The sequence below is a fragment of the Onishia taeanensis genome (assembly GCF_013349955.1).
Lineage (GTDB): Bacteria > Pseudomonadota > Gammaproteobacteria > Pseudomonadales > Halomonadaceae > Onishia > Onishia taeanensis_B.
Window position 1 is genome coordinate 269,715 of the sequence record NZ_JABVXC010000001.1, and the last position, 12,560, is coordinate 282,274.

The 12,560-nt window shown below is 63.1% G+C and carries 10 protein-coding genes and 1 pseudogene; 8 read left to right on the forward strand and 3 right to left on the reverse strand.

What is annotated here, in order from left to right:
• Positions 1-30: 30 nt before the first annotated feature.
• The 7 genes and pseudogenes from ccoG (at position 31) to fnr (ending at position 7,989) form a co-directional block, all read left to right on the forward strand.
• The gene (gene ccoG, locus HUS66_RS01260) at positions 31-1,464 is read left to right on the forward strand and encodes a cytochrome c oxidase accessory protein CcoG (protein ID WP_254628640.1); all 1,434 of its coding nucleotides are present in this window, start codon (positions 31-33) and stop codon (positions 1,462-1,464) included.
• Positions 1,465-1,466: 2 nt separating this feature from the next.
• Positions 1,467-1,985, forward strand: coding sequence for a FixH family protein (locus HUS66_RS01265; RefSeq protein WP_175069166.1), 519 nt, complete (start codon positions 1,467-1,469; stop codon positions 1,983-1,985).
• A 58-nt stretch (positions 1,986-2,043) separates the two neighbouring features.
• Complete coding sequence (locus HUS66_RS01270) at positions 2,044-4,527, forward strand: heavy metal translocating P-type ATPase (protein WP_175069167.1); 2,484 nt, start codon at positions 2,044-2,046, stop codon at positions 4,525-4,527.
• A pseudogene (ccoS, locus tag HUS66_RS01275) lies at positions 4,524-4,721 on the forward strand (cbb3-type cytochrome oxidase assembly protein CcoS); the annotation flags it as partial. The gene HUS66_RS01270 and the pseudogene ccoS, both read left to right, overlap by 4 nt.
• A 161-nt stretch (positions 4,722-4,882) precedes the next feature.
• Positions 4,883-5,575 carry a sulfite exporter TauE/SafE family protein gene (locus tag HUS66_RS01280; protein WP_175069168.1) on the forward strand — a complete coding sequence of 231 codons (693 nt, stop codon included), beginning with the start codon at positions 4,883-4,885 and terminating at the stop codon, positions 5,573-5,575.
• 102 nt (positions 5,576-5,677) lie between these two features.
• Positions 5,678-7,081: an oxygen-independent coproporphyrinogen III oxidase gene (gene hemN, locus HUS66_RS01285; protein ID WP_175069432.1), complete on the forward strand. Its 1,404-nt coding sequence runs from the start codon at positions 5,678-5,680 to the stop codon at positions 7,079-7,081.
• 131 nt (positions 7,082-7,212) lie between these two features.
• The gene (fnr, locus tag HUS66_RS01290) at positions 7,213-7,989 is read left to right on the forward strand and encodes a fumarate/nitrate reduction transcriptional regulator Fnr (RefSeq protein WP_425340062.1); all 777 of its coding nucleotides are present in this window, start codon (positions 7,213-7,215) and stop codon (positions 7,987-7,989) included.
• Between the two features lie 130 nt (positions 7,990-8,119).
• Here fnr and ttcA read toward each other — a convergent pair whose 3' ends face one another.
• The 3 genes from ttcA to HUS66_RS01305 form a co-directional block, all read right to left on the reverse strand.
• Complete coding sequence (ttcA, locus tag HUS66_RS01295) at positions 8,120-9,016, reverse strand: tRNA 2-thiocytidine(32) synthetase TtcA (RefSeq protein WP_340162726.1); 897 nt, start codon at positions 9,014-9,016, stop codon at positions 8,120-8,122.
• Positions 9,017-9,176: 160 nt separating this feature from the next.
• Positions 9,177-9,794: a 3'-5' exonuclease gene (locus tag HUS66_RS01300; protein ID WP_175069169.1), complete on the reverse strand. Its 618-nt coding sequence runs from the start codon at positions 9,792-9,794 to the stop codon at positions 9,177-9,179.
• Between the two features lie 14 nt (positions 9,795-9,808).
• On the reverse strand, positions 9,809-11,626 hold the full coding sequence (locus tag HUS66_RS01305; protein WP_175069170.1) for a putative nucleotidyltransferase substrate binding domain-containing protein: 1,818 nt from the start codon (positions 11,624-11,626) through the stop codon (positions 9,809-9,811).
• A 669-nt stretch (positions 11,627-12,295) separates the two neighbouring features.
• Here HUS66_RS01305 and HUS66_RS01310 point away from each other — a divergent pair.
• On the forward strand, positions 12,296-12,556 hold the full coding sequence (locus tag HUS66_RS01310) for a DUF4212 domain-containing protein (protein WP_092523282.1): 261 nt from the start codon (positions 12,296-12,298) through the stop codon (positions 12,554-12,556).
• The last annotated feature ends 4 nt before the right edge of the window (positions 12,557-12,560 follow it).

Sequence of the window (12,560 nt, forward strand, 5' to 3'; positions counted from 1 at the left end):
GGCCTCCAAGAGCCCCGACGCGGTGATGTCATGTCCGACAGGATTCCCACTCAAGACGTAACGACAGACGCAAGCGTCGGCCATCATGATCCGGCGCCAGCGACGTCCACCGCCATGTACCAAAGCCGGCGTCATATCTACGTGCGCGAGATCAAGGGCGTCTTCCAGCGCCTGAGACGCGCCGCCAACTGGGTGCTGATGGGCCTGTTCTTCGGTCTGCCCTGGCTTTCCTGGGGCGGTCGACCACTGATTCTGTTCGACCTGCCCGCCCGCCAGTTCCACATCTTCGGCGGCACCTTCTATCCCCAGGAGTTCATGCTGGTGTCCTGGCTATTGATCATCTGCGCCTTCGGACTCTTCTTCATCACCGTTTTCGCCGGGCGAGTGTGGTGCGGCTATACCTGCCCGCAGAGCGTCTGGACCTGGCTCTACATCTGGGTCGAAAAAGTCACCGAAGGCCGCCGCAACCGACGCATCAAGCTCGACCGGCAGCCCATGAGCCTCGACAAGGCCTGGCGCAAGGGGGCCAAGCACCTGCTGTGGCTCGTCATCGCCCTGGCCACCGGACTGGCCTTCGTCGGCTACTTCACACCCATCGAAGGGTTGATCGCCGATCTCGTCCACTTCGAGCTGGGCGGCTGGGCGCTGTTCTGGACTGGGTTCTTCACGGTATTCACCTACTTGAACGCCGGCTGGCTGCGCGAACAGGTGTGCATTTACATGTGCCCCTATGCCCGCTTCCAGTCGGTAATGTTCGATCAGGATACCCTTGTCGTGTCTTACGACAGCGCTCGCGGCGAGCCGCGTGGCGCCCGCAAGAAGTCCGCCGACCACCGCGCAGCCGGGCTCGGCGACTGCATCGACTGCGACCTGTGCGTGCAGGTATGTCCCACCGGCATCGATATCCGTGATGGCCTGCAGTACGAATGCATCAGCTGTGCGGCCTGTATCGATGCCTGCGATAGCGTAATGGACAAGATGGGCTATCCCCGTGGCCTGATTCGCTATACCACCGAGCATGCGCTGGAAGGCGGCACGACCCATATCCTGCGCCCACGGCTGATCGGCTACCTGGCGGCCCTGCTGGTGATGATCGGCCTGTTCGCCTGGGCGGTGAGCGACCGCGCCAGCCTGGCATTCGATATCGAGCGAGACCGTAACCAGCTCTACCAGATGACGTCGGACGGTCGCATCAGCAATGCCTACACCCTGACCATCCGCAACCTGGATGACCGCGAACATACCTACCGCATCAGCATGCAGGGCCTACCGGGCATCGAACTGATCGGCAGCGAAGCGGTCACCATTGGCGCGGGCGATAGCCGTCTAGTCACTCTGCAGGCCGTCGTCGACGCCGATGCCATCAGCCGCCCCAGTCACGAGCTGCAGGTAATTCTCGAGGCCAGCGATGACAACATCCGCCAGGCACATGAGACCCGCTTCATCGGACAGATCAGGAGATAACCTTGAACTCTCAGCCGACTAACCCCTGGTACAAGGAGTTCTGGCCCTGGATGATCCTGGCCGTGCTAGGCTCTTCGATCATCGCCGGCACCACCTTCCTGGTGCTGTCGATCACCAGCTACGACGGTATGGTCGAGGACAACTATTACAAGACGGGGCTGGCCATCAACCAGGTGATCGAGCAGGATCACCGCGCCACCGAGATGGGCATGGCCGCCAGGATCCGCGTCGATGACCTGACCGGTGACATCAATGTCGATCTCAGTGGCGAGGCCCGGCCCCAGCGACTGCTGCTGACGCTGATCTTTCCCACCCGCGACGATCGCGACCAGCAGCTGATCCTCGAGCACGTTCATGGCAGCCACTACGTCGGCCAGGCACCAAGTCAGCTCGAGTATCGCTGGTACCTGCAGCTGGAGCCCGACGTTCAGGCCCCCGAATGGCGCCTGCAGGGTGAAGCGACCTTCCCCAGTGCAGAGGCCTTCCGCCTGAAGGCTCGGGCGCCCGACGAAAGCCAGTGAGGTCCATGATCGATAAGCGCCCCTTTCAGATCACCCTTGAGATCAGGCTTGCCGTCCTATGAGTGTCGAGACGGCCTCGCAGGGTGTCGATAGCCGCTGCTATCACTGCGGCAACCCGGTGCCCAAAGGCGCTCCCTGGCAGTTAGTGGTAGATGACCGGCCCCACTCGCTGTGCTGTCCCGGCTGCGAGGCGGTAGCCCGCGCCATCATCGCGAGCGGACTCTCGAGCTACTACCGCTTTCGTACCGAACTGCCCGAAAGGCCCTCGAACGACGCCAACACCCGTCGCGCCCAGGCCGAGACCTGGCAGGTATTCGACGACCCGGCACTGCAAGGCGAATTCGTGCATGCCGACGGCGATAGCCTGACCGCTACCCTAGCGGTAGACGGCATCACCTGCGCGGCCTGCGCCTGGCTGATCGAACACCGCCTGAACGCCCTCGATGGCGTTACCTCGAGCGCAGTGAATCTGAGCCATCACCGGCTAAGCGTTAGCTGGGACCCGTCGCGCCTCAAGCTCTCTGCGCTGCTCGCCGAGCTCGCCGCCATCGGCTATCCCGCCCAACCCTACGCGCCCGACCAGGCACATCAGCGGCTCAAGCATGACGAGCGCATGGGCGTGCGGCGGCTGATCGTCGCCGCGGTGGCGATGATGCAGGTGATGATGTTCTCCGTGCCGATCTACTTGAGCGGCCCCGGCGAGATATCCGGGGACTTCCTGGCACTCTTCCACTGGCTGTCCTTCGCTCTGGCCACCCCGGTGGTGTTTTTTTCGGCGGTGCCCTTCTTCCAGAATGCTCTGCGCGATCTGCGCAACCGCACCCTGGGCATGGACGTGCCAGTCTCGCTGGCGATCGGCGGTGCCTATCTGGCCAGCGGCTACGCGGTGATCGTCGGTCATGGCGAGGTCTACTTCGACTCGGTGTCGATGTTCACCTTCTTTCTGCTGTTCGGGCGCTATGTAGAGATGCGCGCCCGACGCCGCAGCGGCCACAGCGGCAATGCGCTGGCCGGGGTGCTGCCCGCCTCGGCGACGCGTCTTGAGGCCGATGGCAGCGAGCGCGTACTACCCGCCAACCGCCTGGTGGCCGGCGACCGGGTGCTGGTGCGGCCCGGCCATGGCGTGCCCGCCGACGGGGTGATCGAAGACGGCACCGCGAGCCTGGATGAATCGATGCTCACCGGCGAGTCCCGCCCGGTCACCCGCTGCCCTGGAGACGCCGTGACCGGCGGCAGCCACAACGTCGACAGCCCGCTGGTGGTGCGCGTCACCCATGTCGGCCGCGAGGCGCGTGCGTCGGCGATTCTGGATCTTACCGATAGGGCCTTCGCCAAGCGCCCGCGCATCGCCGAACTGGCCAGCCGCTGGGCGCATGTCTTCGTGCTGCGCCTGCTGGTGGTCAGCCTCGGCGTGGCCATCGCCTGGGCCTACATCGACCCGTCTCGGGCGCTGTGGGTCACGCTCTCGGTGCTGGTGGTGACCTGCCCCTGCGCCCTGGCACTGGCCACGCCCACGGCGCTGACCGCCAGCCACGGCCGGCTGCGCCGCCGCGGATTCCTGATCACCCGCGCCCACGCCCTCGAGGGACTCGCCCAGGCCAGCCGGGTCATCTTCGACAAGACCGGCACCCTGACCACCGGCCAGATGACGCTGGTCGAGACACGGCCCATCGCCGGGATCGATCCGCAGCGGGCACGCGCCCTGGCCGCCGCCTTGGAAGCGCACTCCGAGCATCCCATCGCCCGGGCCTTCACCCCTCACCGGGATATCACCATCCACGCCGAGGCCGTCATCAACCGCCCCGGACAAGGACTGGAAGGCCGCCTCGAAGGGCGCTGCTGGCGGATTGGCAAACCGGCTTTCGCCGCCGGCAGCGACACCCCGGCACCCCCCGATCAAGGCCAATGGCTGCTGCTCGCCTGCGACGGCAAGCCGAGTGCCTGGTTCGCGCTCAAGGATGACCTGCGCGACGACGCCCCGGCCACCGTGTCGGCTCTCAAGCAGCTGGGGCTATCGGTCGAGCTGCTCTCCGGCGATCAGAGGGCATCGGTTGAGGACCTCGCTGAGCGGCTGGGCATTGATAACTGGAGCGCCAGCGCCAGCCCCGAGGACAAGCTTGCCCATGTCGAGGCCCTGCAGGCACAGGGAGAGTCGGTGGTGATGGTCGGCGACGGCATCAATGACGTGCCGGTGCTGGCCGGCGCCGAGGTGTCGATCGCCATGAACGGCGCCACCGACCTGGCCCGCACCCGTGCCGATGCCGTGCTGCTCAGCCCGCACCTGTCGCGTATCGTCGAAGCCATTGAGGTCAGCCGCTCAACTCGCCGCATCATTCGCCAGAACCTGGGCTGGGCGCTGTGCTACAACCTGACCGCGCTGCCACTGGCCGCCTGCGGCCTGGTACCCCCCTGGCTCGCCGCCATCGGCATGTCGGCAAGCTCGCTGGTGGTGGTCGGCAACGCCCTGCGGCTGAGCCGCCCCCATCGAAGCGCACTCACCGATGCCACACCGCGGCCTAACGCCCGAACAGAGCCCCTATGAGCATTCTCTACCTGCTGATCCCCTTGTCTCTGCTCCTGCTGTCGCTGGCCGTCTGGGCCTTCTTCTGGGCGGTCAAGAACGACCAGTTCGATGACCTCGAAGGTCCAGCGCATCGCATTCTCTTCGACGATGACGACAATGACCTCTCGCCGGCTGCCCGTCAGCGCCGCGAACAGGCGAAAACCTCGCCCACGAACGCGCGCCAAGCCCAACCCGGTGATGCCCGGTCTAATGAAGCGACGACCCCACAGGCCACAGAGGACGACAGTAGCGCCAAGCCAAAAGGGCAAGGAGAGAGGGAAGGCAACAGGCAAGAAGAGAGGAAAAAAGACGATGGTCGTGAAGGTGGGCCGCGATGAATCCGACCGGCCTCGACCTGCCGCCACTAGCTGCCGCCTTCGTCTTCGGCCTGCTGGGGGGTGCCCACTGCATCGGCATGTGCGGTGGCATCATGAGCGCGTTGAGTTTCGCCGTACCGCCCAGCATGCGCCATCCGGCAAGGCTCACCGGCCTGTTGCTCGGCTACAATCTGGGACGCATTGCCAGCTACATGCTCGCCGGCGCCCTGGTGGCCGGGCTCGGCACCCTGATCGGCGGGCTCGACAGCGGGGTGCGCCTGGCGCTGTCGACACTGTCCGCCGTCATGCTGATTCTGATGGCGCTGTATATCGCCAACTGGTGGAAGGGGCTGCTCAGGGTCGAGGCCGTGGGGCGGCGCCTGTGGCGCCACCTGGAACCGCTTGGCCGACGCCTGATGCCGGTGGTTACCCTGCCCCAGGCCGTCGCCCTGGGGGCCGTCTGGGGCTGGCTGCCCTGCGGGCTGGTGTATTCGATGTTGGCCTGGAGCCTGGCCACCGCCGAGCCGCTCGCGGGCACCGCCCTGATGGCGGCCTTCGGCCTCGGTACCCTGCCCGCCCTGCTGGCCACCGGTTTCGCAGCACGTTCGCTCGGCCAACTGATCCGCCACCCGGCGACGCGGACCCTGGCGGCCACGCTGATCATCGCCTTCGCACTCTGGCAGCTGGCCAGCGCCTGGCGGCTGATATAAGACTGGCGGGCCGTCATTTTCACGGGAATTGACCTGGCGCAAGGGGCCAGGCCCCTGGCGGCACTAGACTGGAGGCATTCGCATCCAAAGGAGTGTACCGTGATGTTCAGCCCCGTGCCCGCCCCCTCGTCTACCCATGCCTGGGATCCGGCGCTGCTCAAGCGTTATGACATCAGCGGGCCGCGCTACACGTCCTATCCAACCGCGCCTTCCTTTCACCAGGGCTTCGGCGCCGAGGACTTCGAGGCGGCGCTGGCGCGCAGCAACTCAAGGCCCCGTCCGCTGTCACTCTACGTGCATGTCCCCTTCTGTCGGCGCATCTGCTTCTACTGCGCCTGCAACAAGATTGCCACCAAGAACACCCGGCTGGCCGAGCCCTACCTGTCCCGGCTCGATCGCGAGATGGTGCTCACCAGCCGCCAGTTGGACACTTCCCGCGAGGTCTCCCAGCTGCACTGGGGCGGCGGCACCCCCACCTTCCTGACGCTTGGCCAGATGGGCGATCTATTCGATCGGCTGGATGCGCGCTTCGGCCTCAGCAACGCGCCCGATCGCGACTACTCCATCGAGATCGACCCTCGGGAGGCGAACGTACTGACCCTGCGCCACCTTCAGGCACTGGGCTTCAATCGGCTGAGCCTCGGCGTTCAGGACCTGGACCCCAAGGTTCAGCAGGCCATCAACCGGGTCCAGCCCCGGGTACTGACCGAAACGCTGATCGACGAAGCCCGCCGGCTGGGATTTCGTTCGCTGAATCTCGATCTGATCTATGGCCTGCCACACCAGACGCCGTCGAGCTTCGCTGCGACGCTCGCCCAGGTCATCGAAATGGCCCCGCCGCGGCTCTCGGTGTTCAACTACGCCCATCTGCCCAACCGGTTCGCCCCTCAGCGTCGCATTCGTGAGACCGACCTGCCGGACAGTGACGCCAAGCTCGCCATGCTGCAGACAAGCATCGAAATGCTCGAAGACGCGGGCTATGTGCACATCGGCATGGATCACTTCGCGCTCCCCGACGACAGCCTGGCCCGCGCTCAGCGCCAGGGCAACATGACCCGCAACTTTCAGGGGTATTCAACCCATGGCAGTAGCGATCTGGTGGGGCTGGGTGTTTCGGCCATTAGCCGGGTGGATGACTGCTATGCACAGAACCCCACGACGCTCGGCGACTACGAGGTGGCACTGGACGCCGGGAGGCTGGCCACTGCCAAGGGCATCCGACTGAGCCTCGACGATCGCCTGCGCCGCCGCGCCATCGAACGGCTGATGTGCGACATGGCGCTCGATCTTGAGACACTGGGGCAAGAATTCGACCTCGACGCGACACTCTGGCTCGGCGATGCGCTGACCCACCTGACGTCCGGCATCGAGGATGGCCTGATCGAGAAGCACGGCAGCCGGCTAACCGTGACGCCGCGCGGACGCCTGCTGATCCGGCAGCTTGCCATGGCCTTCGATGCACGGCTGCCCGGGCAGGCCAAGGAGCGCTATTCGCGCATCCTATGAGCCCAGATCCTCTAGACTCATGTCTATATCCCAGCAGCGGTGCTCACAGCGCCACTGCCCGAGTTCGAGGAGCAAGGAAACTTTGTCTCCTCCGCCCTCTCTTCCATAATGGGCCCCGCGGATGGACTAACATGTATCAGGATGCTGCCAAGGAGAAGGACATGCCCGCCAATGCGCTCGGTCACCGAGCCCGCCTCAACGAAACCCGCTGCCAGACTTGCAGTCTCAGTTCACTGTGCCTGCCGCTAGCGCTGGCAGTGGAGGACATGGATCGCTTCGATGCCATCATTCGTCGTCGCGCACCTCTCAAGAAGGGCGAGACGCTGGTCCGTCAGCAAGCGCCATTCTCAAGCGTATTCGCGGTACGCTCGGGCAGCCTCAAGCAGATCATCAGTGCCGGCAGCGGCGATGAACAACTGAGCAACTTCTATCTACCGAGCGAGCTGGTCGGCCTCGACGGCATCGACGAGGAGCGCTATCCGGGCACGGTGGTGGCGCTGGAGACCACCACCGTCTGCGAGATTCCTTTCGACCGGCTTGACGGGCTGTCGGAGCACCTGCCGGAATTGCGTGCCCAGCTCTACCGCAGCCTGAGCAAGGAACTGCGCGACGACCGGCGCATGCTGCGCCTGCTGTCACGCATGACCGCCGACGAGCGGCTGGCGAGCTTTTTGGTCAACCTATCATCGCGCTTTCGCCGCCGCGGTTACTCGGCCTACAGTTTCCGGCTATCGATGTCCCGCGCGGACATCGGCAACTACCTGGGGCTGGCCGTGGAAACCGTCAGCCGGATCCTGGGCCGCTTTCAGCAGCAGCAACTACTGGCCGTATCGGGTCGCGAGGTCAATATCCTCGATCTCAAGAACCTTTCCGAACTGGCCAATGATGGCTGCCCTTACGACGGCTAGCACGCCAGCGCATCGATGCAACGCAAAAACGCCAAGCCCTGAGGCTTGGCGTTTTTTATGGAGCTTTTCTGGCCAATTCATAAGGGCAATGCATCTGCACGGTGCGCTCAGTCGTGGCGAGCCGGCTGGCCTAGGCCTCACCGCCAAGATCCAGCGCATCGATACGATTCTGGCGGCGGCGTGCCTGCTCGGCTTCAAGCCCCTTGAAGTCGAAAAGTTCGCGATCCGCCAACTGCGACGGCGCCACATTGGTCACCGCCTTGAACATGCTCTCGAGGCGCCCGGGATGCTTGACCTCCCATTCGGCCAGCATCTCCTTGACCACCTGACGCTGCAGGTTGGGCTGCGAGCCGCAAAGATTGCAGGGAATGATCGGAAACGCCATGCGCTGGGAAAATTCCTCGATATCCGCCTCGCGACAGTAGGCCAGCGGACGAATCACGATGTTCTTGCCGTCATCGGAAAGCAGCTTCGGCGGCATCGACTTGAGGCTGCCGCCAAAGAACATGTTCAAAAACAGCGTCTCGAGGATGTCTTCGCGATGGTGACCAAGCGCCACCTTGGTAGCACCGATCTCTTCGGCGAAACCGTACAGCGAGCCGCGCCGCAAGCGCGAGCAAAGCGCACAGGTGGTCTTGCCCTCCGGGGTCTTCTCCTTGACCACCGAATAGGTATCGCGCTCGAGGATATGATAATCGACGCCGAGCTTGTCCAGGTATTCCGGCAGCACATGCTCGGGGAAGCCCGGCTGTTTCTGGTCCAGATTGACCGCTACCAACGAGAAACTCACTGGCGCATTGCGCTGAAGGCTCCTAAGGATCTCAAGCATGGTGTAGGAGTCCTTGCCCCCGGAGAGACAGACCATGACCTTGTCGCCCTCCTCGATCATGCCGTAATCGATGATGGCGTTGCCGACCTGGCGCCGCAGCCGCTTCTGCAACTTGTTGAAGTCGCGTTTGTCCTTGGCGGCAGCGTCGGATGCCGCAGCGTCGGCTGCCGCAGTATCGGCTGCATCGTTAGCAGAGATATCAGAAACGCTCGAAGGGGAAGTCACGGCAGTATCGGTCATGATCGCAACAAAAGGGGACGGAAATGAGGCACCATACTACCACTCGCGCCAGAGGCTAGCGACCGGCCCCTTGGGATGAGCATCCGCCACCGCGAACTGGCCTGCGCCGGCTACCTGATCAGGCCGTGATGCGGCGGGACTTGTTCAGACGCACGTACATCAAGGCCGTGGTAACGGCATCGCCGAGTGCCGTATGGCGGCCCATGACCGGCACGCCGAGTGACTCGGCCATGGTCTCGAAGCGCAGGCTAGGCTCGATTTCCGGGCTTGCGCGACGCACTGCCCGGGCATAGCGCTGGGCGATATCGACGGTGGCATTGGGCAAGTCGAAGCCGAAGCGAGGACGCAGCTGGCGGTTGAGCATGGCAATATCGAAGGCTATACACCAGCCAACCAGCGGCCGGTTGCCGACGAAATCGAGAAACTGCGCAAGGGCATCTTCGACGCTCGCGCCGCCCTCGAGGTCGACGCCCCGCAGGCCGTGGATGCAGATCGAGTCACCCGTCAGGCGGGCCGGACGCGACAAACGCAGGTCCAGCGATTCGCTGGTCAGCACTCGGTCGCCGCGCACCTTGACCGCAGCGATCGAGACCAATTCGTCACGACGCGTATCGAGGCCGGTGGTCTCGCAGTCGATGGCTACCATCTCGTCGCCGGTATAGGGATTGAACAGCCAACCATAATCGCCACCGGCCTGGCGGCGACGATCAGTCACACGGCGCCACGCTTTTAACATCCTGCCTCCTGCCGTCAATATTCCAGATGAAAACGCTGGGTCAGACGCTGTTTGAAGTCTTTGACGATATGCAGCGCCTCGCGCAGCAGGTCACGCTCCAGTGACGAGAGCTGTTGCACGACTACCCGATTGGCGTCGCGCTCGGCATTGATGCCGTCCAGGTGTTCGAGCTGCTGTTTGAGGCGCAGCTCGGTGAACAGCGACAGGGCTTCACCCAGGTCCTCTGCGAAGCGCGCCTCCAGGCGACCATCGGCTACCAGAGCATCCAGCCGCTCCAGCGTCGAGGTAGAACGAATGCCGCGCTCCAACGCCAGGGTGCGCACCCCATGCACGATAGGGAAGATGCCGCCCTTCTTGATATCAATGCCATGCTGGGGTTTCTTCAGGGTGCCAAACAGACTCAGCGGCGTGGAGAACTGTAGCGCCGCTCGCGCGAAATATGTCAGCAACAGCTCATTGCCCTCACAAGCCTCGAACAGCGCATCACGCACCTCGTCGAGCAGGGCCGTATTGCCGGCCACCGCATGGGCGTCGAGAAGGATCGCCAGCTTCATGAGGCTCTCGCCATCGCGCTTCTCGACCCAGCGGGTGATCCGTCTGCGCCAGTCCCTGACCCGCCCCACCCAGGCCGGGTTGGAGACCATGATGTCGCCCGGGCAACGCGGGTAGCCCAGCGCCACCAGGGTCTCGGTGAAGCTCGCCATCTCGACGCTGCAGTCGGGCCAGTCGGCGTCGTCGGCCAGGATCAGGCCATTGTCCTGATCCGTTTTGAGAATCTGCTCGCCACGTCCTTCGCTGCCCATCACCATCAGGCAGCTTTGATGCTGGTGTGTCTCGTCGACCCGAAATCCCCATGCTTTGTGCATGATGCGGCCGTTCAGCGCCGCCAACAGGTCCATGGCGAAACGCAGCTTGACGCCCTGCACCATCAGCGCCTTGACCAGCTCAGGGGTGCGAGCGCTGGCCGCTGCAAGCTCCTCAAGACTGTCCGCCTGCTCGACCTGCAGGCTGACCACATAGCTACGGCTCGAGAAGTAGCTCAGCACGTCGGTGAGCTCGACCACTCCCACCGCCTGAGTGCCCTCGATCACCACCACTCTTGCCACCTCGTGACGCGTCATGTTGACCAGCGCTTCGAACAGATACTGATCGGGACGGGCACTGACCAGCGAGAAATGGGCGATCTCGACTACCAGGCTCTGCTGATCTTCACCGTCGATCACCAGGGCATTGAGCAGGTCGGTCTTGGTCACTACCCCCAGGCGCGCCCCCTGGCGAACCAAAAGGCTGTCGGCACGGCTGTCGTTGAGGGTGCGCACTGCCGTGGCGATGCTGGTGTCGGCCTCGACGAGTAGCGGCGGTCGCATGCATTCGGCAATACGCGCCAGCATGAAACCGGCCATGCTCACGCCGCCCTCGGCACGTCGCTCGGTCATCAGCCGCGTCTTGTCGGAAAGGCGCTGGCGGAAGAACTCGGCGAACGCGGGGTAGCGCTCGCATAGTCGTTCGAAGAGCGTGCGCGGCAGCAGGTAGCAAAGGCATTCCTGTTCGGCCTTGAAGCGGTAGCGGCTCTTGCCATTGAGGATGCTGATTGCGCCGAACAGATCCCCCGCCGTGTAGTGGCCAATGCGGGCCGTAGCACTGGGTTCGGAGGTATCCAACTCCGCGACCTCGCCCTTGTGAATCAGGTAGACATATTCGCCGGCCTGGCCCGCATCGAGCAATACTTCGTCGCTTTCGTAATAAGCCAGATCCACGCCACGCCGCACCAGATCACGCCCGTCATCATCGAGCAGCGAGAAAGGCGGTTGGGAGAGATCGACATCGACCATGGCGATGACCTCATTGTGCGGCGGCCATGTCACCGCGGATAACGACTCAGCTCACCGGCCGCATGGCGCGACCTTCGTCTTATCTCTATCGAGAGAGGTTGCCAGCGCCTTTTCACGTCACGACAGTGATGGCTGACCTGGCGGCGCCCGCCAAACATCATTTAACTGTCAGGCAGCATAGCAACAGCTTCTCACGGACCGACACCTAGACCATCGTTCAACCTTTTCTCTTTTGTATGATGTCGGTCAAAACCGGGCTATACCATCGTCCTAACCATACGACTAAAAACAGCCAGGAAAAAATCGCAACCATACATAAAATATTGAATATAAAGGATTTTAGAAAACCCTTTCACAATGCCTACGAGCCTTGATACCAAAGTCTGGGATTGTTTTTCCAGGGTTATTGACCAGTATCAGGGCTGATGAATGCAGTGACATCAGCGCGCATTCCACCAAAGACAAAGAAACAATAAACCAACGTCTTATCGAGGCACCGAGAGAAAGCCGATGATGAGGCCGATTCTGATGACATCTCGATCTAAGGTCGCCATTTCATCAATGACTGGAAGCGCGACTCGTGATGATGCCCGAAGAATGATCGACCTGATACATCGCGCTTAATGTCGGTACAACAACTCAACCCTGGAACATCCGGAGAGCATGACTATGGCAGATGACAAATCCAATGCTGCTGCTTACTGGTCGGCCAACGTGCGCCTGATCACCGGCTGCCTGATCGTCTGGGCGCTGGTGTCCTATGGCTGCGCCATTCTGCTGCGCCCGCTGCTGGCGGGTATCCCCGTGGGGGGGACTGACCTGGGCTTCTGGTTCGCTCAGCAAGGATCGATCCTCACCTTCATTGGCATCATCTTCTTCTACTCATGGAAGATGAACCGCCTCGACAAAAAGTTCGGTCTCGGGGAGTAATCGC